This window comes from Nitrospiraceae bacterium (genome assembly GCA_020632595.1).
Lineage (GTDB): Bacteria > Nitrospirota > Nitrospiria > Nitrospirales > UBA8639 > Nitrospira_E.
This window is the reverse complement of the sequence record JACKFF010000006.1, coordinates 172529-197561: the sequence shown is the minus strand read 5'-3', so window position 1 is coordinate 197561 and position 25033 is coordinate 172529. Positions and strand designations below refer to the sequence as shown.

The following is a 25033-nucleotide window of genomic DNA, read 5'->3' as shown; positions in this document are numbered from 1 at the left end:
GCATGACTCCTCTGCCTCTGCACATTCCCCTCTCGACCTATCGCCTGCAGTTTAACGCATCATTCACATTCCAGGACGCCTCTCGCATCCTCCCGTATCTGTCTCAACTTGGCATTACCGATTGCTACGCCTCTCCCTATCTGAAAGCCACTCCGGGGAGTACTCATGGATACGACGTGGTCGATCCCACGGAATTAAATCCAGAAATCGGGACGGAGGCCGATTTTCAGGCGTTTATCCAAGCACTCCACCAACATGGCATGGGTCAGATATTGGACGTCGTCCCGAATCATATGGGAATAGCCGCATCGACGAATCTTTGGTGGCAGGATGTCTTGGAAAATGGTCCCTCCTCACATTACGCCACATTTTTCGATATTGACTGGACACCGGTGAAACCGGAATTAGAAAACAAGGTGCTTCTTCCCATTCTCGGAGATCAATACGGCATTGTTCTCGAAAACCAGGAAATCACCCTCCACTATGACGACGGACAATTTTTCCTCACCTATTATGAAAATCGTCTGCCTATTGATCCCTGCACATGGAGTACTATTCTGACCTTCAGGCATGACACCCTCAACCAAATTCTGGAAAATTCTGATCCGCACTTGCATGAATATCAAAGCATTATCACCGCTCTTTCCCATTTACCGGCAAGAACCGAGACGGAAGCCGAGCGGGTTGCCGAACGATACCGGGAGAAAGAGGTGATCCGCCGCCGCCTCTCCACGGTGATTGCCGACAATTCAACCATTCGCGATTTTCTACTGGAGAATATCCGGTTACTTAATGGCATGAAGGACTCTCCCCGCACATTCGATGTCCTCGACCGCCTGGTAAGTCACCAGGCCTATCGCCTGGCCTATTGGCGGGTCGCCGCTGAAGAAATAAATTATCGCCGGTTTTTTGACATTAACCAACTGGCGGCCATTCGCATGGAGCAACCGGAAGTCTTCCAAGCGGCCCATCAAAAAATATTTGAATTATTAACAACCGGTGCCGTGAATGGACTGCGAATTGATCATGTCGACGGGCTGTATAATCCAAGGGCCTTTCTGGCCCAATGGCAACAATGGGCGGCTGAACACTTGGAGGTTCAGACCGACGCCCAAGGCCGCTCCCTCTATCTCCTCGTTGAAAAAATCCTGGGTACAGAGGAACGTCTCACGTCCGATTGGCTGTGCCATGGCACAACCGGATATGACTACCTTGCCCTCGTCAATCAATTATTCATCCAGGAAACCCACCAACGACAGATCGAGCAGATCTACAATCGATTTACCAAACAGTCGCTCCAATATGACGATCTGATTTATGACTGCAAAAACCTCATCATGACCAGCTCCATGTCAGGAGAAATCAATGCTTTAGGGCATCAGCTGAATGTCCTCTCTGAGCGAAACCGGCGCTCACGGGATTTTACGCTCAATAGTCTGATCCATGCGATCCGGGAAATCATTGCCTGTTTTCCGGTGTATCGAACCTATATTGGACCCGATCCTCTCGAAGGCGTCCTGGATCGTGATCGCGCGTATATTCGGCTAGCGGTGGCCCGAGCTAAAAGACGCAATCCTGCCATCAGCAACCTGGTCTTCGATTTTATCCGCGATCTCCTCTTGAGAATTCCCCAGAATTCACCGGATCTTGATTGGGAGGTGATCCGCCCTTTTGTTATGAAATTTCAGCAAACGACCAGCCCGGTCACGGCGAAAGGCGTCGAAGATACCGCCTTCTATTGTTACAACCGCCTCACATCTTTAAATGAAGTCGGCGGCGAGCCACAACACTTTGGTATCCCGCTTTCAACATTTCACCAATACATGCAGGATCGGGCCACCCAATGGCCGGCAAGCCTCTCCTCCACGTCCACCCATGACACAAAACGCAGCGAGGATGTTCGGGCCCGAATCAATGTGTTGTCGGAAATTCCCAAAGAATGGCGGCAGCATCTTAGGACCTGGAATCGACTGAACAAAAAAGCCAAACACAAACTCAATGATCAACTGGCACCGAGCTTGAATGAAGAATACTTGATTTACCAGACACTGCTCGGCGCCTGGCCATCGGAGGGTCTCTCGGAAGCGGCACAGCCTCAATTCTTGGGACGCATGCAGGGGTATATGGTTAAAGCCTTACGGGAAGCGAAAGTGAACACCAGCTGGTTAAATCCCGATGAAGCCTGGGAAAACACCGTCGGAGAATTTCTTGCACGCATCCTTTCTCTCAGGTCTTCAAATGTCTTTCTTCAAGATTTTATCCCCTTTCAACAACGCATTTCCAAATATGGGATCTATAATTCTCTGAGTCAGGTCCTTATTAAAATCCTTGCTCCCGGTGTCCCCGACTTTTATCAAGGCACGGAGCTCTGGGATTTCAGACTGGTCGACCCGGACAACCGACAACCCGTCGATTACGTCTTCAGACAACAACGGCTGTCCGAATTACAACACTTGCAAAAGACAATTGCTCCTCTCGACCTTGTCCAGCGGTTGTTACAGGATGCCGAAAGCGGCCTGATCAAAATGTATTTGACCACTACCGCGCTTCATATCCGGAAGAGCAACCCCCAACTGTTTCTGGAAGGATCGTATCGACCCCTGGAATTCAAGGGGGAACAGGCCCATCATGTGTGCGGATTCATGAGACACAATCACTCACAGATCTGCTTGGTCATATTCCCACGACTGTTAACGACTCTTATCCCCGACCAGACCATCAGTCCGCTCGGCGAACCCATATGGGGAAAAACCTCGATGCGGCTCCCTCCGGAATTCATGGCACACTCGTTTCGTAATCTTTTGACCCAAGAAATTGTCACTCCACAAAATGGCCTGAGCATGGTAGGATTACCTGTAGGAGTGCTTTTTCAACATTTTCCTTTTGCCTTATTGGAGCCCGTCTCATGACTATGAGCAAATTGAACACGGCACACGCTTCAGACCAGGAATCATATTCTGGTCAGTCCACACCGGAGGGAGGATTGGGCTGGGAGGGACACGTCCATTTTTCCGAAGATGTCCCACTATGGAAACGTGTTCTGGACACATGGCCTGAACTTCGAACGGGCTTATCCTACAGTCTTATCTTTGCCTCTGGAGTGCTCTTGGGAGGAGCCATCATGGCCATGGCTGCATCGAAGACTCCTGAGGATCGGTCATAACAATCAAGCTAAGGTTTACTAAGGAGGAATTTCACGATGGATGAGCATACGACGCAAGGCGACTCATGTTGGGTGAATACTTTTGTCTTCATTGCAGGATTTCTATTGGGCGCCGGTAGCGCCATTCTTCTGACGCCGGAGGCAGGGACTCACGTGCGTGATCGATTGGCAAGAGGGGCAAAGACCGCACAGGACGAATTTTCAGATATGGCTTCTCAAACAAAAGAGGCTGTGCATGCCTGGTCTGAGGAGGCCAGAAAAACCATGAAACAGGCGGCCACTCGGGTTAACTCCGCTGTGGATGCCACCAAACAGGCCGTCAAAACCGACTCTTTCGACGTGTAAATATCGTACCCGCCGCATAAAAGGGAGGGGGGACTTCCCCCTTTGCTTTTCCTTTACCATTCTCCAACTCGCAATTGCGGGATCACTCCATTCCGTTTGTGGTACAACGAAGGAAGACTGGCCTCTTCCCATTGTCCAGACTTGAGATTCATGCGAGAGTAGATCCTATGACACCTTCAGAGTTGAACGGCTCCCCTCTCACGCATCGACTTAAGCTGGGCCTCGTCCTCAATGGCATCATCATTCTGGCTGAATTCATCGGCGGTTATGCGATCAATAGCCTTGGGCTCATGAGCGATGCCGGGCACAATTTGATCGATCAAGGCGCTCTTTTATTAGCTTTGTATGCACATATTCTGGCTACCCAACCCGCCACGGAACTTCGGACGTTTGGCTACCACCGCGCCGGAACTATTGCGGCATTTCTCAATAGCCTTCTGCTCATTTTCACAGGTGGAATAATTGGAGTGTTTGCTCTTGACCGGATGTTTTCTCCGGTTGACGTACCTGGCTTTTGGGTGATGGTGATCGCGTGTATTAGCTTGTTCGCCAATCTTGCCGTCGCCCTGTTATTGCGTCGTGGAGCCGAAGATGACCTGAATATTCGCGGGGCTTTTCTTCATATGGTGATGGATGCCTGGATGTCTCTTGGCGTCATTATCGCCGGATTGGGAATCGCCCTGACCGGCTTCACCATCTTAGATCCTTTGATCAGCCTCCTCATCGTCATCGTTATCGTGAAAGGCAGTTGGCCACTCTTTCGTGAGTCGCTGGATATTTTATTAGAATCGACGCCCCCTCACCTCAAAACATCAGATATCGTGGCTACCATTGAAAACGTTCCTGGTGTCAGAAAAGTTCATGATCTGCATATCTGGTCGGTTGAACCCCGCATTGTGATGTTGACGTGTCACGTGTTGGTAGACCCCGAGGCGGTTCCGGATAAAGATCAACTCCTCCCGCCCATTCAATCAATACTCTCTTCGAAATTCGGCATTCACCACTTAACCATTCAATTGGAAACCGAATGCCAGGAGCAAGAGGATTTGCATTGCAACCTCAGTTATCTGACGAACGGCTCAACTGGCACAGAACCCATCCCTCCTCATCTGCACCACCATTAACCCGCAAGAGGTTTTCTTCCAAACACCCGTGTCTTAAGTATAAATCCCACCCCACCTCCTAACAGTACCCCAAGGCCAATACCAACCACCACGTCTGTAACATAATGCGCACCGAGAAACACACGGGACAAGCCAATCAGGCCAAGGAGTGGCCACAATACCCACCCTAATGCGGGATAGAGCATGACAAGAAAGCTAATAGCCGTGCCCGAATTCAACGCGTGATTGGACGGCATACTAAACGCTCCCCCACACCCGACTAATTCATGAATGTGCTCCAGAACCTGACAAGGCCGTGGACGCCCAATCAAGACCTTCATCTGGCCGCCCAGGAAATCACTCAAGCCGATAAGGAGCCCTAAACAGGGAATCGCGAGTCTTGCCTCGCCCCATTTCATCCACCCCCAATACCCCACGAGCAGGATGCCAGGAATCACCAGATTGCTTTCCTGCGACACCTGAAGCATGAACCAATCCAATCCAGCAAACCGGCCGGCCCATCCATTAATGGACGCAAACCATAATTCATCCATATTCATTGTTGTCCCGTACCTATTCGGGATTTGTCCTCAGGGGACACGATATCCTGCAAGAAATTGGATGGGTATGATAAGGTACAGTTTTTTAACAAGAAAGGCCCTCTTCATGCTGATCGACACCCATGTTCATTTGGACGATCCCCGTTATGATTCAGATCGAGACGCCATATTCCAACGTGCCCAGGAAGCCGGCGTGGAAAAATTTGTCACGATTGGATGCGATCTTTCGACAAGTCATGCAGCCGTGCAATTAGCCACAAGCCGACCCAATGTGTATGCCACGATCGGAGTGCATCCCCATGAAGTAAAACGCATTGAGCCCAACTGGTATGCTGAATTCAGGCAACTGGCCCAGCAACCAAAGGTCGTCGCCTTCGGCGAAATCGGGCTTGATTATCATTACGATCACTCTCCTCGAGAAACCCAACGTCAACGCTTCCGTGAACAAATTGAACTGGCGCAATCACTCACCCTTCCATTGGTGATTCACACACGTGAAGCGCAGGAGGATACGCTGGCAATCCTGCAAGACGCACATGCCGAAAAAGTGGGAGGCGTCTTTCATTGTTTTTCGGAGGATCTGGCATTTGCCAAACGTGCTTTGGACCTCGGCTTTCATCTCTCATTTTCAGGAATCATCACCTTTCGCAATGCCTCTCAGTTACATGAAGTGATTCGCACGGTCCCCGATGACCGGTTACTCATTGAAACCGATGCCCCATATCTGACTCCCGTGCCCCTTCGAGGAAAACGTAACGAATCCTCCTATGTCACCTATGTGGCGGAGCAAATTGCGAAAATTAAATATGGTGACTCCAAAACCGGATTGGCTCGTGTGGCCGAACTGACCACCAATAATGCCCGTCAGCTCTTTAAAATTTCTTCATGATCCGATTGCGTTGACGCACCTTCTTGGGAAGCCTTCGAGGATTGCCCTTCTTCTCTTTAGATCGGACCGGCTCCTCATCACTATCCTTTTGGGAGAATCCTCCTTGGGGGCGACGCACCGCTTCTCCCTGGAAAACGGAAGAAGCCAGGCGTGTGACAAATTCTTGAGACCTGATCGAAAACGCCCCAAAAGCTTTTGCAACTGCGATCACTTCAAGATCCGAAGAGACGACTGCGGCCCCTTTCCCATGGCTCCGGATTAAATCCTGAATCACCCCGTCCGCCTTTTCACCCTGGCCCGTATAAATGACTGTCACACCATTTCGGTGGATGACCTGCCGACTCGCTCCCGATTGTTGCCAGGCATCAAAAACTAGGGTGATCAGATGGTGGAGTTTGTTTCCATACAGGCCTAGCCGCACAATAAACTCCTCTCGACGATGCTCCCCCTGTTCAACGACCCGATGGGGCGGGAGCCCCATTGCGCCCAGTACATTATATCCATCGATGATCAAATGTTTCGGTGCCACTATGATTCCTTCATGATGCGGGACATGGTCGACCCCTCCTGATTGAGTCTAACTGCAAGAGGACGTCCGTCGGAAGTGCTTCTTCCCTTGACAAGAAGTCGATCTTCTGCGAAAAAAGAGAGGAACGGTTTACTACCTATGCCTTCCACTCGAATGACTTCCTTTTATTCCTGCATCGGCATGTTGTTCCTGTTGGGATCTCTTCCCCTGACTGGGGGAGCAGCAGAAACTCAACCGTTTGGGGGGGAACAAGCTCCGCCACTGATTCATCTTATTGCACAATCACCACCGTCAACCTCCATCCGCAATATTCGTGCTCATCGCCATAAAAACTACACCCGTGTTGTATTAGACCTCACTCGCTCTGTTCATCCAGCGCCCCAAGAGCATCAAACGGCCACAACATTTCAGTTGGAACTTCCCAACACGCAATTTGCCAATCCCGCCCTTATCAAATCAACAGCAGACTCACTTCCTTTACAATTGGACCTTTCCACCACTTCTTCTGGATCCATTCTTCTCAGCATACCCATTGACGGGTGGAAACGCTATAAGTGGTATGTCCTCAAAAATCCTGCTCGTATTGTTCTTGACCTGTATCCCATAACCGAGACATCGGCTCTCGCCCGTGCGCCAGACACGAGCACACCAGCCTCTCCAGTGACTACTCCGCCAACTCCGCCACCACCTGTCATAAAAAAAGATCTGGTGATCGTGATTGATCCGGGACACGGAGGAAAAGACCCCGGGGCCTTGGGACGCAAAGGTACAAGAGAAAAGGATGTCGTCTTACATATCGCGAATCATTTGCGAGACCTGCTTACCAAGGAAGGTTCCACGAAAGTCTTCATGACTCGAGAAACGGATGTCTTCATCGAATTGGAAGACCGGGCAACATTCGCTAATACGCACAAAGCGGATCTTTTCGTCTCGATTCACATTAACTCCCATTCCCAAGCTTCCGTGAAAGGGTTGGAATTCTATCATTTTGGTGAAGCCAGTGACCCACGAGCACTTGCTGTTGCTGCACGGGAAAATGGCACCCCTCTTGAAAAAAATGCCGCACCCTGGCAATTTATCCTTGCCGACAAGCTTAACGATAAAAAGATTGACGATTCCCGTGAGTTAGCATGGACAACCAAGAATTCCCTGGTGAAGTTTTTGGATACCTTTTATAAAATTAAGGATCATGGGATCAAAACAGCTCCATTTTTTGTGCTGCGAATGACCACCATGCCTGCCATCTTGGCCGAGATTGCCTTTATCTCCAATCCAACGGAGGAAAAGCTTCTACAAAGCTCTACCTATCAAAAGCGAGTGGCCGAGGGCATATTTAAGGGACTTCAATCCTACATTACTCCCTTACAAACCGCTTCCCGATAGCGGGATTGTTCCCGCCTTCTTCAATTGGCTTTTGGGGGCCTCATGTTCCCATGACTATCAAAACATTGTAAGCTCATGATTTCCACGCCCATAGCTTGCAGGATGCCAAAGCCCGTTTCGTCATCCTCCTCCTTCGAATCATGGCCACTATTAAACTGACAATCGAATATGACGGCACGGCTTACGTTGGATGGCAACGACAACCCAATCAGCCAACCATCCAAGCCGCACTAGAAACAGCGCTCACACGCATCACCCAACAACACATTTCTGTCATCGCCGCGGGACGAACCGACGCTGGCGTCCATGCCCGTGGACAAGTGGTCAGCTTTCAATCCGACAAATCCATTCCAATTCATAAGTGGGGTCTCGCGATTAACAGCGCCCTCCCGCATGACATTTCTGTCCTTTCGAGTGAAGAGGTTCCTGAATCGTTTCATGCTCGCTACAGTGCAAAGGAAAAATTGTACGAATATCGAATCTCCAGACATCCCGCCCGCCCGGCTATCGATCGGAATCGTGTCTGGCACCTACCCTATGACCTTGATATCCCGGCCATCCGGCAGGCCATGCCTGGATTGATAGGTTGTCATGACTTCACCTCGTTTCAAGGCCCCCATGCCAGTACATCGGATCCCATGTGTGTCGTGTCCCAAGTTTCCCTCAGCTCGGATCTCATGTCCCTGATCATTCAGATTCAGGCCAATCGATTCCTGAAGCAAATGGTTCGGGCAATTATTGGAACCCTGACCGAGGTCGGGCGACACAAAAGATCACCGGATTCCATTCAAGACATTCTTCAGGCTAAAGACCGGCGGGCTGCAGGAGAAACCGCTCCTCCACAAGGCCTTTATCTCCTTCAAGTGTTGTACTAAACCATCATGAAGATAAAAAAACCTGCCATCTTCCGGCCGAACGGACAATCTGCACCGCCTGTCATTCCCGCACAAGGTCACGGAGCGTGCAAGCCTTTTAAAATTTTTTGATTTTCTCCCATTGGTAGCTAAAGATTTCTTCTTCAGAAGGCCTAAACTTTTTCCAAGGAAAGAAGCTACTTGCGCTGAGATTCCTGATATACTTAAAAACAGGACTTCATATTTTCATCTCATTGGATATCTACTATGAACACTGACTTTGCTCCAGAGTTTAATCATCCAACATTTCGCTTGGCTGTGGCGCAATTTGATCAGGCTGCCCATCATATGAATCTGGACTCAGGATTACTTGAGCGACTCAAAGCCCCACAACGGTCTCTCTGCGTTAGTATTCCTGTCCGAATGGATAACGGAAAGGTTCAAGTCTTCCGTGGGTATCGCGTGCATCACGATGTCGCCCGCGGCCCAACAAAAGGCGGCATTCGTTTCCATCCCGACGTCAGCCTCGGGGAAGTCGCGGCCTTGGCCATGTGGATGACGTGGAAAACCGCGTTAGCGGGTTTGCCGTTTGGCGGAGCCAAAGGGGGAGTCGCCGTCAACCCCTCACTTCTTTCACCATCCGAGTTAGAAGGTGTCACCCGACGCTACATTGCAGAAATTTTTCCATTATTGGGACCGGACAAAGACATCCCCGCCCCGGACATCGGGACCAATCAGCAAGTCATGGGATGGGTGATGGATACCTTTAGTCAGCAGGTGGGGTTTACCGTCCGTGGTGTAGTTACGGGCAAACCCCTTTCAATTGGAGGCACCCTTGGCCGAGAAGAAGCGACGGGTCGTGGAGTGGTGGATGTGACGTTGGAAGTCCTACGTCATGTTGGTCTTTCCACTTCAGACACGACCGTAGTCATTCAAGGGTTTGGGAATGTCGGATCCCATACTGCACGAATTCTTCATCAGGAAGGCGTAAAAATTCTGGCGATCAGCGATCAGATGGGGGGGTTGTATAATCCGAAAGGTCTGGATATTCCAGGGATACTCTCTCACCTGACCACCGAGAAAGCGTCGATTCCTTCGCTCACGCAATTTGGTGAACAGATTATTAACGAAGATTTACTCCTGCTACCCTGCCATGTGCTCATTCCGGCCGCAGTGTCTGAACAAATCACCCTCAATAACGCATCCCGCCTTCAATGCCAGTACCTGATCGAGGCAGCCAATGGCCCAACAACTCTCGAAGCGGATGCCATTTTGCAGGAACGGGGAATTTTTGTTGTCCCGGATATTCTCGCCAATGCCGGCGGGGTCATCGTCTCATATTTTGAATGGGTGCAGGATGCCCAACGATTTTCGTGGCAGGAATCAGATATCCACAGCCGACTCAGGAACATCATCACCGCAGCGTTCCACCGCATACTCTACCATGCCGAGGAGAAAAAACTGACAATGAGAACAGCTGCATTGATCGCAGGAATTGAGGAGGTGGCTCAAGCCCACCAATGCCGAGGGTTATATCCCTGATTCTACAGTCTAATTAGAGCTGTTCTCGTCGGTGTAGAAGTTTCTTAACTTGGCCGATGGAATCTTTATGAAAGCTCCCCGGCATAGATCTTCATGACGGTTGAGAGAAATTCCAGAGCCTGCGGTCTCGGACGTTGAAAGGAATTTCTCCCAATAATGGACCCAAACCCTCCACCATCCCGTATTCCTCTGGCTTCATCGAAAATTTTCTGATCTTCTCCTTTGGCCCCGCCCGAAAAGATAACAATGCGTCGCCCATGAAAGGCACTCTGGACAACATGGCGGATACGTTCCGCTGGCGTGCTAATAGGAATCTTTTCGGCCTCGTAAACTTTTTTTGCCGCCGCCTGCTCAATATGATTTGAGGGCACCTTCACTTTGATAATGTGAGCTCCGAGTTGGGCCGCAATTTGTGCGGCATAGGCAACGACATCGATTCCGGTTTCACCTTCTTTGCTTAGGCCTGCCCCACGTGGATACGACCAGACCACCACCGCCAGTCCGTGGGACTTCGCCTCTTGGGCAATTTCCCGCAGATGACTATACATTTCCTGACTATGGGCAGAGCCTGGATAAATCGTATATCCCACGGCACAACACCCTAGGCGTAGTGCATCGTGGACGCTCCCGGTGATTGCAGAATTGGGATCCTTGCTTTCAAACAGTGAATCATTGTTGTTCAATTTCAGTATAAGTGGAATTTGACCGGCATATTCTGCCGCCCCCGCCTCGAGAAATCCAAGAGGAGCCGCATAGGCATTACATCCGGCATCAATGCCCAGCTGGAAATGATAGTGGGGATCATACCCTGAAGCATTGACGGCAAAACTTCTGGCGGGACCATGCTCAAAGCCCTGGTCCACCGGCAGAATGACCAGGCGACCGGTCCCGGCCAACCGCCCCGTCATCAACAACCTGGCAATATTTGTAAGAACTCCAGGAACATTACCATCATAATTCCGTAATATTTCTTTAACCCGCGGCGTAATAACGTTGGATCCCTTCACAAAATATCCCTCCCTTTCAACAAGATTTTCCCATAGGTCAACCATTTTTCCATAGTGTAGAAGACCTCTCCTCCTAACACAATATGGAGCATTCCCTCGTAACCATTACATTCGCTTTTCAGATTGCTCCACCTGTTTTCGTAGGGCGAGGAGTTCTTGTTCCATCGCATCAAACCGTTCAGCTATCGGATCCGGAATATTGGCATGATCCATGGTTGCTTCAGGCACCCGATCTCCAATAGTTTTTATAATCCTGCCGGGTATCCCAATGACCGTTGAGTTTGAAGGCACTGACCGAAGAACCACCGAATTAGCTCCAATTTTAACAAAATCTCCGATCGTGATATTTCCCAGTACTTTTGCTCCAGCTCCAACGACCACATGGTTTCCCAATGTTGGATGGCGTTTACCCCGTTCTTTGCCGGTTCCACCCAGCGTCACGCCTTGAAAGAGGGTGACAAAGTCGCCCAGAACAGCAGTTTCGCCAATCACGACCCCCATCCCATGGTCAATAAAAAACCCTCGTCCAATTTGAGCACCGGGATGAATTTCTATACCGGTCAGCCAACGGGCCAGTTGGGAAATTAACCGCGGGACAATCGGAATGTTTTTCTTCCATAACCAGTGAGCCACCCGATGTGCTAATAACGCATGAAAACCTGAATAGGCCAGCAGCACTTCCCAGCGACTGGTTGCAGCCGGATCGCGCTCAAAAACCGCATGCAAATCTTCAGTAATTCGTTTAACCCATCGCATACGCCCACCATACGGATATACCCCAAGGAAAAGAAGACGGCATCATTTCAAGGGCGTGGTGCATTCAATGAGACAAACGGCCATTGTCGCAATGCCTTCTGCCCGCCCAATCATTCCAATTCCCTCACCACTTTTGACTTTGACATTTACCTGAGAAGGAGCAACCTGTAGCACTTGCGCAAGACTTTCTTGCATCGAGGCCATATACGGGGCTAATTTCGGCGCCTGGGCTAGAATGACCGTATCCAGATTCACCAAATAAAATCCTTTATCACGAAGGGTCTGCGCAACACTTCGTAGCATAACCAAACTCGAGAGATTTTTGTATTCCGGATTACTGCTTGGGTACCGTGTTCCGAGATCTCCTTCTCCCATGGCTCCTAGAATGGCGTCGCAAACGGCATGGGTCAGGGCATCAGCATCGGAATGGCCATCCAACCCTTGAGAATGTGGGATGACCACACCACCCAGAATCAGGGGACGGCCTACCCGAAGAGGATGAATGTCATACCCTTGACCAATTCTCATTTCACATCAACGCCGAGCGAAAAAAAGATCTTTTTGAATGAAGGCTAGCCGGAAATTTCACCTGCGGTTTCCAATCGTTTCCAAAATCGCTTTCCCAAACACCAGATCATCCGGCTTGGTCACTTTTATATTAAAACAACTTCCCTCCACAACGGAAACGGGGTAACCCATCCGTTCAATGAGGGCCGCATCGTCGGTGACGTCCCACTGATGGTCTTGCGCCTGTTGATGTGCCTCAACCAGCCAGTCATATCGGAAAACCTGCGGTGTCTGAATCTGCCAGAGTTCTTCCCTCTTCAGCGTCTCTTGAATGATTCCAGATGGATCAACCCGCTTCACGGTATCATGGATCGGCATTGCCACTACCGCGGCACCTGTTTTTCCGGCACAATCGATCACTTTCCTGACCATCACTTGATCAATAAAGGGACGAACACCATCATGAACCAAAACCCCGTCAGGTCGGTCGGAAATGGCGGCAAGTCCGTTTCTAACCGAATCCTGTCGCCGGGCTCCTCCCGCCACCACTTTGGTGACTTTCTCTAGACCAAAAGGTTGTACGATTTTACGCCAGCAATACTCCCGATCCGCTGCTGGAACGGAAAGAATGACTTCGCCGATCTCCTCGAGTTCTTGAAAAATCTGGAGTGAATAGACTAAAAGAGGCAGATTCCCAATTGTAAGATATTGCTTGGGGGTATTTCCTCCCATGCGGGTACCAAGGCCCGCAGCGGGAACCACCGCCACAACAGAATTAAACACGCGAGAAGCTTAACTCCTCGTGTTCGGTTTCTTCTTTCAGGCGGGTAAAAATCATTCGGCCGGCACTCGTTTGGAGAACACTCGTCACAACCACATCCGCATTTTTACCGATCCATCGTTTGGCATGATCAACCACCACCATGGTGCCATCATCCAAATAGGCCACACCTTGCCCGGCCTCTTTTCCTTCTTTTAAAACAAAAACCCGGATCGTCTCACCGGGAAGAACCACCGGTTTCAGCGCATTACACAAGTCGTTAATATTCAGCACCCGGACGCCTTGAATTCCGGCCACCTTATTGAGGTTAAAATCATTGGTCAGCACCTTTGCATCCATTTGTTTGGCGAGCTCAATAAGCTTTGTATCCACCTCTTTCACGTGAGGAAAATCATCTTCTACCAGATCTACCTTAATATTGCTGACTTTTTGAAGAACATTCAAAATATCCAACCCTCGTCTTCCACGTGCCCGCTTTAACCCATCAGAGGAATCGGAAATGTGCTGTAACTCCTGGAGAATAAAATGTGGAACAACAAGAGTTCCCTCAACAAAGCCCGTTTCGCACAAATCTGCGATCCGACCATCAATGATGACGCTGGTATCAAGAAGTTTTTTGATGCGAACCGACTCCGTATCACCTGTTGGAATGGCTGATGAGGCCCAACCTTCATGGGCAAATCGCATTCCCATGATTAATCCCCAATAGGGAATCCCTAAAAAGATCACTAAGCTTGCCAAAAGGTTGAAGATGGTATTCGGAGAGCGTGCGACTAATCCCGTCACCGAGGCAATCAATCCCGCCACAAGGAGACCAACAACTAATCCGCCCCCTCCACACACGACGAACGGTAAAGGCGAGGTCTTCAACCGGTCTTCCACAGCCAGAATAATTGCACCAACCCCTGCCCCGATTACCCCGCCCATGAGCAATCCACTTAGTTGACCATTAGTTGCTCCCCAGGCGAAAGCCATACCTAAAACCACCCCAATGACTAGAAATATCACTCGCAACACCATAGGAGATTCTCCTTCCCTAGATCGGTGACTCAGACCGGAGGAACGCTTCAGCTTTGGTCACGTCATCCTGACTGCCAATATATAAAGGGACTCTCTGGTGAAGGGCTTTCGGGATTAGTTGATTGACAGGCTCGACACCCGTACTCCCCATACCACCGGCTTGTTCAACCAAAAATGATAAGGGTGCGGCTTCATACATGAGCCTCAATTTTCCCTCTGGATTTTTCTGCTCTCCCGGATACATATAGAGGCCACCCTTGCACAACACCCGATGCACATCAGCCACAAGACACCCGGAATAACGACTGGTGTAGGGTCTGCCTGTCTGGGCATCAACTTCGTGAAGATAGTGAAGAAATTGCTGAGTTCCGGTGGACCATTTTTGGTAGTTGCCTTCATTCACACTATATATTTTCCCATGTCTGGGGATTTGAATATTCTTGGCTGAGAGGAAAAACTCGCCCGCCTCCTGATCCAATGTGAATTGGTGCACACCATGGCCGCAGGTATACACTAAAAGCACACTCGATCCATACAAAATATATCCGGCCGCAACCTGATCGCACCCTTTTTTTCGCAAGGTATCTTCAGAAGTGGGGAAACCCTCAACGGACAGTCGATGAATAGAAAAAATGGACCCCAAAGACGCGTTGACATCAATATTCGATGAGCCATCCAAAGGATCCAAAAAGACCGCATACCGTCCTTGACCATCGGCTTCTTTGATGAGGTAGGGCTTTTCCATTTCCTCTGAAACCAGCGTGCTCACCAGTTCCATGTGCTCAAACACATCCAGAAATATCTGATTGGCCCGTTCGTCCAACTTTTGGACCTCTTCGCCTTGCACATTCATTAACCCTGTAGAACCCAGGAATTGACTCAATCCGGCTTTTCGAAGATCCTGGGCAATGAGTTTCCCACCCAGAGCAATTTGCATGATGATGCGGGAAAATTCACCGGAGGTGCCAGGAATAGGCGCTTGCTCACGAAAGGTATGGGTCGATAAGGAAAAACGCGGAGTCATCAATCATGATCCATAGACTATACTAGAGGAATTTCATTATATGCTTTTCCGCATAAAGGAGCAACGCACGTTCGACAGAAAGTCGCGTTCGGTCGTTAAAGAATATGGTCGAATCATGATCCGGCTGGATTATTCAAGGCCGAGCCTTCCCGGTGATGCATATCACAGAGTCCTTGATCGGATCGAGGATGCCTTCACCGAAAGCGGTTGAGAATGCCTACAGCACGATCTGAAAAAAGTAAACTAACCCGGGAAAAAGTTAAGTGGTGAGGTCTGCGGTGGCTTCAGAAAGTTGCCCTTCCAAATAGGCCTGAATTTGAGTGAGATGATTTTGGGAAGAGGCTTCAAAGCGAAGAACCAAGGCTGGTTGAGTATTCGAGGCCCGAATCAGGCCCCACCCTTCGTCAAAGCGGACACGAATGCCATCAATGGTGATGATGTCACGAATGGGCAAAACCGATGTCTTCGAATTTTGCGTGTTAGCCGCATGTTTCAAACGGTTTTTCACGATTTCGACTAATGAAAACTTTTGATCATCCGGACAGTCAACCCGAATTTCGGGAGTCACCACGGTTTGAGGAATATCGGCCAACAGCGCCGACAAGGGCTTTTTCCGCTTCACAAGGATTTCAATCAGCCGACAAGAAGCATAAATAGCATCGTCATATCCATAGTACCGATCAGCAAAAAACAGGTGGCCCGACATCTCTCCGGCAAGCAAAGCCTTTTCCTCTTTCATTTTGGCTTTGATGATGGAATGGCCCGTCTTCCACATAATACCCCGTCCACCCTGTTTTTGAATATCGTCATACAGCCCCTGAGAAGCTTTCACCTCTGAAATAATGGAACACCCTGGATGATCATTCAGCACATCCCGGGCAAAAAGGAGTAACAGCCGGTCCCCCCACATAATCTGGCCCTTTTCATCAATGACGCCAATCCGGTCAGCATCACCATCGTACCCGATTCCCACATCGGCTCCAGTTTCTTTGACCTTCTCAATCAGGTCCTTGAGATTATCCAGCACAGTGGGGTCCGGATGGTGGTTGGGGAAATGACCATCTAAATCGCAATATAATCCGGTCACATCGCATCCCAATTGTTCCAAAGCTTCTTTGGCAAACAAAGAAGCCGCCCCATTTCCACAATCGATCACAACCCGAAGTCCCTGGCCCCGAAGCAAAGAAAAATGTTCTTGTAAAAATTTGAGATATTCAGGAATGATGGATTTCGTGAAAACCGTTCCTGACCCGGACGCGAACTCGCCGCTCTCATAAATGACCTGTAATTCTTGAATATCAGCCCCGTACAATGCTTCCCGGCCTATGCACATCTTGAACCCGTTATACTCAGCTGCATTGTGACTGCCGGTAATCATGATGCCCCCGTCAACATCACAGGAAAACAAAGAAAAATACAGCAAGGGGGTCGCACACAGGCCAAGATCAAGTACATTGACCCCTGAACGGGTCAGGCCGGCAACAAGATGATTCCGAAGTGCTGGTGAAGTTAAACGGCCATCCCGTCCCACCGTGACATTGTGGACGCCGCGTGCTCGCGCCAGGGTCGCATAGGCGCGGCCGATTCGCTCAACCACATCAGGACCTAAATCGTGTGCCACAATCCCCCGAATATCATATTCTCGAAAAATTCCCATCCGGCTCTCTTTCCCTCCGAATCCTACCCAATGGGTCGTAATCGACCAAAATCGTCCTGAAGTCGAACGATATCATCTTCTCCAAGGTAGGGCCCATTTTGAATTTCAATAATCTCTAAGGGGATCTTCCCAGGATTTTCCAGACGATGGGGAGTTTCCTTGGCTATCCCCGTGCTCATTCCCGCCTGCAAGTCATAGACTTCTTCGCCACGAGTCACACGGGCCGTCCCTGCAATGACCACCCAATGCTCACTGCGTTGATGATGGAGCTGAAGGGAAAGGCGTTTTCCAGGGGCAACTTCAATCCGTTTAACTTTGTATCCTTTCCCCTCTTCCATGACGGTATAGGAACCCCAAGGACGATGCACGGTTCGATGTTCTAAATGTTCCGGGGCCCCCTGTCGCTTCAACAAATTCACAATGCCTTTGACATCTTGAGCACGATCTTTCGGACAGACCAGGGTGGCATCAGGCGTATCCACCACCACCATATTGTTGAGACCAATCGTTGCCACGACCCTTCGATCCCCAAACAGCACCGAGTCGCGACTGCCCAGATCTATAATATTTCCATTCCGGACATTTCCATCTTTATCCACAGGCACCACTTCTTCTAAGCTGCTCCAACTCCCCACATCCGACCAACCAAAGTCTATCGGTATCACCACGCTTCGGGAAGAATGCTCCATCACCGCATTGTCAATAGAAAGCGGTTCGACTTTGGCATACACCTTCCGAAGGTGGGAGGAAAAATCCTCACTTCCCATTTTGCCTTGTAAACCAGTTAACAATTTGGATAACGCCGGTTGATGAAAGGCTAATTCTGCTAAAATTTGGGAAGCTTTCCAGACAAAAATACCGCTATTCCAAAAATAATTTCCAGATCGAACATATCGTTTGGCAGTTGTGAGGTTCGGCTTTTCAACAAATCGGGCCACCGAATACCCGATGAAGGGGCCCTTGGCTCCGACCCGCATTCGCTTCAAAGGCTGTATATAGCCATACCCTGTTTCAGGACGAGTCGGCTGAATCCCAAACGTCACAAGATGCCCACCCATTGCCAATTCACTCGCAAATTGCACGGCTCGCATAAATTTATTTGAGGCCTTCACGACATGATCTGCCGGCACTACCACCATTACCGCTTCAGGATCTTGATGCATCAATTGTAAGGCGGCAAGAGCGATCGCCGGTGCGGTATTTCTTCCTTCCGGCTCAAGGATGACATTTTCAGCAATGTCATCTTTCCACTGATTGAGTTGGAGCTTGATGGATTCTGCTTGAACTGCGTTAGTGACAATGGCCATGCGATTCGCTGGGATTTTCTGTAATAGACGCTCAAACGTCTGCTGCAGGAGGGTTCCTTCTCCCAAAATTCTCAGCAATTGCTTAGGAAATCGTTCGCGGCTCAACGGCCAAAACCGGGTACCACTCCCCCCGGCTAAAATCACGCCATAGACATGAGGGTTCATTTTCGATCCTTCTCCTGCAAGCGTTTTAAACGGTCCAAGGGACCGAATAAAAGACCATACTCAAATGACTAAATCGTAAAAACTCATAAGAAAGATTGTCGGAATGTGCCATTCAAAAATCCACTAAATACTTGTAGGGCTACAGAGGGCCTTTTGCAGCCAAAATTCTATCGATAACTTCTCGAACAGCTCCCTCCCCTCCTTTTTTTTTGCAGACATAATGCACAACCTGACGGACCTGCGCTACACAATCGGCGGGGGCCGCGGCGTATCCCACAGTTTTCAAGGCCTCCACGTCATTCACATCATCACCAATGTAGGCCATTTGTGCAAAAGGAATCCCGTATTTTTCAGACAAATGGCGCAGAATTGCCACTTTATCTTTGGCTCCTTGAAAGACTTCGGGAATGCCTAATTTTTTTCCGCGGCGAGCGACAATTTTGGTGTTTTCCATGGTAATGATGGCAGTGACCAGCCCTTGGGCCTGCAAGAGTTTAATTCCCATACCATCGCGCGTATGAAATTTTTTCAATTCTTCGCCCGATTCCCCATAGTACATACCGGCATCGGTCAAAACCCCATCCACATCAGTTGCAAATAATCTCAACTCTTTGAAAACGCTCTCTGGTCTGGTTAACGACCGTGGAGAATCTTTTATTTTGAGAGGACGTCCTCTTTTTGCCCCCTTCGATTTGGATAAAGAAGCGATTCCCTGGTTTTTTCTCACCTGTTCATTTCTACCTTTCTATGGCACATTTCATAGGGCAATCCTAAAGATACACTTAAGTTTAAGGCAGATCTTCCGTTAAGACCACAGGAGGGATAAAATCCGCAGGTAGCCAAATTTAACAATCAATCCTTCGTTTTTTTTATCATTTTCGAAATCCAGTTTCGCCAAACCGGCGCAGACAAGGATTATTTGTGAGATCTTATTTTCGATTCCTCATGATCTTTGCTCTTTGCTCCAGTCTTCTCTCCTGTTCATCCCCTCAATCTCAGGAAAGACTGGACACCGTATTATGTTGGCTACGCCCCTCTTGCCTTCCTTCAGAGCTTCCATCCCTCAGCGAAAACGTATCCCAAGCTGATCCATCCCCAGAGCCAAATAACGCAGTCCTTCCTTCAGGGGAGTCTCAACCCCTATCTCAGCAGGTTTCCTCTTCTGAAATAAGAGATACCTCGAATTGCCTTACGTCTGCCAAAATCACCGTTACGGCATCAAATCCTGTTGTCAGCATTTCGTATATTGAGCCCACAACCAAAGCCAACGGCCAGGCCTTAACGAATCTTGCCAAGACTACCATTTACCAAGATATAGGAAAAGGATTTCTCAAATATAAAGAGATCAGGGCGACCAATCCCGAAGGAGGGGGAACTATTCGAGAAAAAATTTCGTTCAGCCTTCAACCGGAGGAAACCCTTCAAGCCACAATTTGCATAACCGCGACCGATACAAATGGCTATGAGAGATAAGCTTGCATAGCCGGAAAACAGACTTTCTTCAGCCTGGAGAACCCAGGAGTAGGGTGTGCAGATGAATAGCGGGCGGTCAGTTACTTCAAATGACTTAAGAAAGTTTTCTCGTTTTGTCAGGGCTTCAGAGTAAATCCTTGTTGTTGCATACACTCACCTATTTCCAATCCCTCAGTAACCGAATCTCTCTTCCAATCATTCCCCTGTTCTGCAGAAACCAGCGCAACACAAGCTAAATGGGTTTCAATTGGATCCGCACCTCGTCCATCAGTGGAAACCCATTCCCCTTGTAGGCAGTCCCCATAGGGATGGCAAATACGATCGGCACGAATCGAACCATGGCTCGGATGATAATACGATTCCCACATGCTACACCCCTCCAGGGAAAAGCCGCTTAGGCATATCATGAGAGCTCCTGCCGCCCATCTGTGGCAAATCATTACGTTCCTAATCTCCCCAAAATCCCACCCATATTGTGAACCAAACAACCAGATTGCATTCTTTTCTATCTCTATCGGACAGCCTGGACTAAGAAATTAGGCCCATAGTGCCCCCTGCACAGGTACATTAACTCTCTGAATTGATTTTTGATTCGTGTTAAAAGGTCAAGATTCAGTGTCTCGCCCCTGCTTCTTTAAATCTGGTCTTGAACCCAGGCCTCTAATAACCCCATATATTCATGATAGGCCAATTCGGCAAGGCGCACTCCAGAGGAACTCGGGAAAAAGTTCACTAAAGACCAAAACTGCATGGGAGGAATCCATTGGCCTGTGGAGGCCGGAATTGGAAAGAGACCCTGCTTCTCAAATAATTTGACGGCACGTGGCATATGGAAAGCACTTGTCACGAGGATAAAGGGCTCATCGTGGATGATATCACGAACATAAAGAGGATGATCCTTCGTATCACGGGATTCAACCTCCAGAACCATATCTGCCCGGCTGACGCCTAATTCCTCGGCAACCCGACTCATTGTGGTCGCCTCAGGGGACCCCTCAAACCCCGTCCCCCCGGTCAGAATGATTTTACTTCCGGGTAACAGGCGATGAAGCCGAATGCCCTCCATTAATCGAACGCGGGAATGATGAGACACTCGAAGCTGATAAGGTAACGTGGCATCTCCCGTAGTGCCGCTGGCAAGGACAACAATCCATTTCACGGATTCTTGCGAATTTCCGGCACCCCCAGAAGTCAGAACCTGGGAAAGATTAATGGGAGGATATTGTGATTCCAACGTACGAATGATGCGCCCCGAGACACCTTCATAACTGCTGATGACAAGCAGAATGAATCCCAGGGAAATCAGGATTTTCCCAAGGTATTGCTTTCGGGAAAAACACAAAAAGAGAAGCCCGCAAGCCATCACCTCTATGCAGAGAGAGAGAGGAGAAAAAAATGAGGCCAAAATCTTTTTAAGACTGACCACCAAATGGTCCTTTCTTCCTGTCGATGATGATCATAAGGAAAGCTCCGCCTCTTCATTGCGCGGCGCCGATCGAAGATTATACGAACTTTCTCATCTTTTTTCTTCTTTCTGGCCAAAAAGGTGGATTGGCACAGAGCCGGCATCATTACCTTCAAGCCTGATGGCCAAAACAGCCATGATCTCTCCACGAGATGGAAGCGCGAAGCGATAACAAAAGGCACCCATCTTGGGGTGAGGGATGTAGCATTGACTATCCTGGATTTTAACGGAGGCAAAAACTTGGCAGCAGGATTGATAAAGCACCCACCTGTGAGAGCGCACCTACTGCACAGGATGGAATACGAGGTAAGAAAGAATATCGGGTTAAGGAGAAGACTCCGAGCAGGAGAGGACCAGACCTTTTTGGTGCTTTTTGAAATCCCGAATAGAGGCATCAAGGCTTCGTTGGGCAACAAGGATATCTCTCAATAGATTCCCTTGGGAAGATTGATGGGTTACACAATGAATCTCTCCCCCTTGAAATCCACGACGGCTCCGCCTGCATCCATCAAATTCCTTTGGAGCATGACGGAGACTAAATTTAGCTTCTTGCAGTTGGTCATGCTTCCGGACAACCTGCTCCTGAGCCGCTCTTAAGAGAGAGACAGCCTCGGTACAGGAAAAATCCCACACCTCCGAGAAAGCCGACGGAGGAAGCAACAGGAAGAACCAGATGATAAAGGACCAAAATCGCATGGACATCCTCCTCATCTTGAGGAAAAAGGCAAAAATATTGTTGAGAGACTTAAAATTTTCTCCCAAAATATCCCGCGATTATTGACCCCGACAATAGCCTAAAAGGAGGGACGGCCATGATGGACCGGATTCATTTGAGTTCTAAAGACATAATCCAAAAACACCTATTGGGAAAGATTGAACCGTCTTACTTCAACACAAAGTGGGCACGTCTATTCTGTTGAAAACATTCACGAGTAGGTTGAAAACAAAACGGTTCGTTTTTCCCCAGGCTAAGGACTCGGATTGAGGAAGCGCTCACCCCTAAATCCACAAGGTAATTCTTCACCGCCATCGCACGGCGCTCACCCAAAATGAGATTATATTCTTCGGTTCCTCGCTCATCACAATGCCCTTCAATCAGGACAGTACGAGTGGCATGCCGACTTAGGACTTCAGCGTTCTGCATCAGGATAGGAACAGCCTCACTCCGTATATAATATTGGTCGTAGTCAAAAAAAACATCTTCCAACGTCGAGGGAAGAAGTGAGTGGTCGCCAGATTGCGCATTGATATCATCTATAGCCGGCGGAGATTCTGATATGAGAGGTTGGGAAACGATTGGAAGAGAGGGTTCCGGTTCGGGCACAGAAACGGGAGGGGCACTCACCACCAAAGCAGGAGATGAATCGGGAGACTCCTCAACCGGCTCGGCACCATGGCTGAAGATGGACACATGATGCCAGGAACTGCACCCGCTCAGAATAGCAACCAACAGCACAAGGATCGCATATTTTCCCTGAAACAACTTCCTCAATGGTGGCTGTTACTCCACTCTCCCGAGGAAGGGTAGTAGTTCCCTTGCTCGAATAGCTCAAAAATCCGTAAAATTCTAGCTATAATACAACTTTCATCAAAAGAGTCAATCTCAGCCGGCACTGCCCTCATGTTTAAACTTGACGGATTTTTTTTCACATAGGTATGATCGGACTCCTGTCGAGCCATTGCATTTTACAGTCGCTTTTCTCACCATTTCACGACACAACTCGCTGGGCATCCGTATGATTGACGTTCAACATGTGACGAAACGCTACGGGAACGCAACCGCGTTGGATGACGTCTCTTTTTCCATCAACAAGGGGGAAATCGTGGCATTTCTCGGGCCGAATGGCGCAGGGAAAACCACCACTATGCGCATTTTGACGGGGTTCATGCCCCCAACCACGGGAACCGTCCGCATTGCAGGGTTTGATTGCCTGGAAACACCCTGGGAGGTCAAAAAACATATCGGGTATCTCCCTGAAACTCCTCCTCTGTATCTGGAACTGACCGTCACTGAATATTTGACCTTCGTGGGAAGAATCAAACGACTTTCTGAGGACCAGTTGATCGAACGGATGGATACCATCATCACCCAAACGGGCCTGGCCGATGTGCGGGGACGAGTCATTGGCCATTTATCCCGTGGATATCGACAACGGGTTGGTCTGGCACAGGCCCTTTTGCACAATCCTCCTGTTTTGATTTTGGACGAACCAACCACAGGCCTAGACCCGAATCAAATTATTGAGATCCGGGAACTCATTAAAAGCCTGGCGGGTTCCCACACCATCATTCTCAGCACCCATCTCCTGGCGGAAGCAACCGCTATTTGTCAGCGGGTCATCATCATTCACCGTGGTCGAATTGTAGCTGTGGACACCCCGGAACAGTTAGGGGCCAAACTCCGTGAATCGGAAACGCTCAGTCTAACCGTGAAGCAATTCGATCCGGACCTGTTGGAGGCACTTCAACACATTCCCGGAGTCATCCGAGTCTCTCAGGGAGCAACCGCCCAGACCTATCTTCTGGATACGCAGATGGGCCGAGATATCCGGGAGGAATTGACTCAATTAGTCGTCTCCAGAAATGTGGGCCTTCTAGAATTAAAAACCCAACCTCTCACTCTTGAGGATGCGTTTAAGGTCCTCACCCAAACAAACACGCCCAGCGGACCAGGCATCAGCACGCCTGGCGGGCCACACTAACTTCCTATACCCGGATTACTCTCATAATGACCCCCGTTCATACGATTGTTGCCAAAGAATTACGAAGTGCTTTTGTGTCTCCAGTGGTCTATGTCATTGCGGCCATTTTTTTGGCTATCGTAGGCCTGTTGGCCTATTCCGCGGCAGCCAATGCGAGTAACCAGGCTATACGCCTGATGCAAATTCAAAATACCTACGCACAACTCAATCTCAATGATATGCTGTTCAGGCCCCTCTTTCGAAGCATAAACCTCATCCTCATGATCATTCTCCCATTACTCACCATGCGTCTGTTCGCCGAAGAACGTAAACTCCGAACCTTCGAACTCCTTCTGACGTCTCCCATTGGCGTGAATGAAATCGTGTCTGGAAAATTCATGAGCGTAATTATCGTCTATAGCGGCCTGTTATCAATGACAAGTCTCATCCCGATCACCCTTTCCGCCTATGCAACCTTTGATTGGCGACCAATATATCTTGGGTATGTCGCCCTGTTCCTGCAAGGAGCCCTTCTGATATCTATTGGTCTGTTTGCCTCGGCATTGACGGAAAATCAAATTATTGCGGCTTTTTTGAGCTTTGGTTGCATCTTAGGTCTCTGGATGCTCGGGGCGTTAGGAGGCATCATTGGGGACACAACAATCGGACACATTCTGTCCTATCTCTCTTTTAGCGAACATTATGAACGATTGATTCGTGGGCTATTCAACCTCAAAGATATTCTTTATTACGTCTCCGGCATAGCTTTTATGTGGTTTGCCGCCCACCAAGCCGTTGACGCCTACCGATGGAAGTAATGCG

The 25033-nt window shown here is 49.2% G+C and carries 25 protein-coding genes; 10 read left to right on the top strand and 15 right to left on the bottom strand.

The genetic code is table 11. The features are described from left to right. Nucleotides 1–2 precede the first annotated feature (2 nt). The 4 genes from treY to H6750_12955 all read left to right on the top strand — a co-directional run bounded on the left by treY (nt 3) and on the right by H6750_12955 (nt 4632). Entirely contained in the window at nt 3–2909 is a 2907-nt protein-coding gene (gene treY / locus H6750_12970) for a malto-oligosyltrehalose synthase (GenBank protein ID MCB9775216.1), read from the top strand. Beyond that, entirely contained in the window at nt 2906–3163 is a 258-nt protein-coding gene (locus H6750_12965; GenBank protein ID MCB9775215.1) for a hypothetical protein, read from the top strand. The genes treY and H6750_12965 overlap by 4 nt, the downstream gene beginning before the upstream one ends. Before the next feature lie 36 nt (nt 3164–3199). Then, nucleotides 3200–3508: a YtxH domain-containing protein gene (locus H6750_12960; GenBank protein ID MCB9775214.1), complete on the top strand. Its 309-nt coding sequence runs from the start codon at nt 3200–3202 to the stop codon at nt 3506–3508. Between the two features lie 167 nt (nt 3509–3675). Beyond that, nucleotides 3676–4632, top strand: a complete 957-nt coding sequence (locus H6750_12955; GenBank protein MCB9775213.1) for a cation transporter — start codon at nt 3676–3678, stop codon at nt 4630–4632. On the opposite strand, the gene H6750_12950 is transcribed toward H6750_12955, so the two are convergent. Continuing rightward, nucleotides 4629–5165: a phosphatase PAP2 family protein gene (locus H6750_12950; GenBank protein MCB9775212.1), complete on the bottom strand. Its 537-nt coding sequence runs from the start codon at nt 5163–5165 to the stop codon at nt 4629–4631. The genes H6750_12955 and H6750_12950 overlap by 4 nt on opposite strands. Nucleotides 5166–5277: 112 nt before the next feature. On the opposite strand from H6750_12950, the gene H6750_12945 reads away from it, so the two are divergent. After that, nucleotides 5278–6060 carry a TatD family hydrolase gene (locus tag H6750_12945; GenBank protein MCB9775211.1) on the top strand — a complete coding sequence of 261 codons (783 nt, stop codon included), beginning with the start codon at nt 5278–5280 and terminating at the stop codon, nt 6058–6060. On the opposite strand, the gene H6750_12940 is transcribed toward H6750_12945, so the two are convergent. Continuing rightward, nucleotides 6044–6589, bottom strand: coding sequence for an NYN domain-containing protein (locus tag H6750_12940; GenBank protein ID MCB9775210.1), 546 nt, complete (start codon nt 6587–6589; stop codon nt 6044–6046). The two genes, H6750_12945 and H6750_12940, sit on opposite strands and share 17 nt — an antisense overlap. Before the next feature lie 138 nt (nt 6590–6727). On the opposite strand from H6750_12940, the gene H6750_12935 reads away from it, so the two are divergent. From H6750_12935 to H6750_12925, 3 genes are all read left to right on the top strand, one after another. Further along, nucleotides 6728–7972, top strand: a complete 1245-nt coding sequence (locus tag H6750_12935) for an N-acetylmuramoyl-L-alanine amidase (protein MCB9775209.1) — start codon at nt 6728–6730, stop codon at nt 7970–7972. Between the two features lie 95 nt (nt 7973–8067). Continuing rightward, nucleotides 8068–8847, top strand: coding sequence for a tRNA pseudouridine(38-40) synthase TruA (truA, locus tag H6750_12930; GenBank protein MCB9775208.1), 780 nt, complete (start codon nt 8068–8070; stop codon nt 8845–8847). A gap of 246 nt (nt 8848–9093) precedes the next feature. Then, nucleotides 9094–10368, top strand: a complete 1275-nt coding sequence (locus H6750_12925; GenBank protein ID MCB9775207.1) for a Glu/Leu/Phe/Val dehydrogenase — start codon at nt 9094–9096, stop codon at nt 10366–10368. A gap of 65 nt (nt 10369–10433) precedes the next feature. Here the strand turns inward: H6750_12925 and H6750_12920 are convergent, their stop codons facing one another. The 13 genes from H6750_12920 to H6750_12860 form a co-directional block, all read right to left on the bottom strand. Next, the gene (locus tag H6750_12920; GenBank protein ID MCB9775206.1) at nt 10434–11357 is read right to left on the bottom strand and encodes a class I fructose-bisphosphate aldolase; all 924 of its coding nucleotides are present in this window, start codon (nt 11355–11357) and stop codon (nt 10434–10436) included. Between the two features lie 123 nt (nt 11358–11480). Continuing rightward, nucleotides 11481–12131 (bottom strand): serine O-acetyltransferase, encoded by a 651-nt coding sequence (gene cysE, locus H6750_12915; protein MCB9775205.1) that lies wholly within the window; start codon nt 12129–12131, stop codon nt 11481–11483. A gap of 42 nt (nt 12132–12173) precedes the next feature. Further along, nucleotides 12174–12659, bottom strand: a complete 486-nt coding sequence (locus H6750_12910; protein MCB9775204.1) for a 2-C-methyl-D-erythritol 2,4-cyclodiphosphate synthase — start codon at nt 12657–12659, stop codon at nt 12174–12176. 57 nt (nt 12660–12716) lie between these two features. After that, nucleotides 12717–13421, bottom strand: a complete 705-nt coding sequence (gene ispD / locus H6750_12905) for a 2-C-methyl-D-erythritol 4-phosphate cytidylyltransferase (GenBank protein MCB9775203.1) — start codon at nt 13419–13421, stop codon at nt 12717–12719. After that, on the bottom strand, nt 13414–14439 hold the full coding sequence (locus H6750_12900; GenBank protein ID MCB9775202.1) for a TRAM domain-containing protein: 1026 nt from the start codon (nt 14437–14439) through the stop codon (nt 13414–13416). Before H6750_12900 ends, ispD begins: the two co-directional genes overlap by 8 nt. A 16-nt stretch (nt 14440–14455) precedes the next feature. After that, entirely contained in the window at nt 14456–15463 is a 1008-nt protein-coding gene (gene fbp, locus H6750_12895) for a class 1 fructose-bisphosphatase (protein MCB9775201.1), read from the bottom strand. 259 nt (nt 15464–15722) lie between these two features. Beyond that, nucleotides 15723–17120, bottom strand: a complete 1398-nt coding sequence (locus H6750_12890) for a phosphomannomutase/phosphoglucomutase (protein ID MCB9775200.1) — start codon at nt 17118–17120, stop codon at nt 15723–15725. A gap of 23 nt (nt 17121–17143) precedes the next feature. Continuing rightward, entirely contained in the window at nt 17144–18592 is a 1449-nt protein-coding gene (locus H6750_12885; GenBank protein ID MCB9775199.1) for a mannose-1-phosphate guanylyltransferase/mannose-6-phosphate isomerase, read from the bottom strand. Between the two features lie 139 nt (nt 18593–18731). Further along, nucleotides 18732–19151 (bottom strand): HAD hydrolase family protein, encoded by a 420-nt coding sequence (locus H6750_12880; GenBank protein MCB9775198.1) that lies wholly within the window; start codon nt 19149–19151, stop codon nt 18732–18734. A gap of 1030 nt (nt 19152–20181) precedes the next feature. Continuing rightward, nucleotides 20182–20433: a hypothetical protein gene (locus H6750_12875; GenBank protein ID MCB9775197.1), complete on the bottom strand. Its 252-nt coding sequence runs from the start codon at nt 20431–20433 to the stop codon at nt 20182–20184. A gap of 266 nt (nt 20434–20699) precedes the next feature. Then, entirely contained in the window at nt 20700–21491 is a 792-nt protein-coding gene (locus H6750_12870) for a YdcF family protein (GenBank protein MCB9775196.1), read from the bottom strand. 363 nt (nt 21492–21854) lie between these two features. Continuing rightward, entirely contained in the window at nt 21855–22226 is a 372-nt protein-coding gene (locus H6750_12865) for a hypothetical protein (protein MCB9775195.1), read from the bottom strand. A 187-nt stretch (nt 22227–22413) separates the two neighbouring features. Then, entirely contained in the window at nt 22414–23022 is a 609-nt protein-coding gene (locus H6750_12860; protein ID MCB9775194.1) for an OmpA family protein, read from the bottom strand. Between the two features lie 244 nt (nt 23023–23266). Here H6750_12860 and H6750_12855 point away from each other — a divergent pair, with 244 nt between their 5' ends. Together H6750_12855 and H6750_12850 are read left to right on the top strand one after the other, a co-directional pair. Then, the gene (locus H6750_12855) at nt 23267–24232 is read left to right on the top strand and encodes an ATP-binding cassette domain-containing protein (GenBank protein MCB9775193.1); all 966 of its coding nucleotides are present in this window, start codon (nt 23267–23269) and stop codon (nt 24230–24232) included. A gap of 26 nt (nt 24233–24258) precedes the next feature. Beyond that, complete coding sequence (locus H6750_12850) at nt 24259–25029, top strand: ABC transporter permease subunit (GenBank protein ID MCB9775192.1); 771 nt, start codon at nt 24259–24261, stop codon at nt 25027–25029. Nucleotides 25030–25033: the final 4 nt, after the last annotated feature.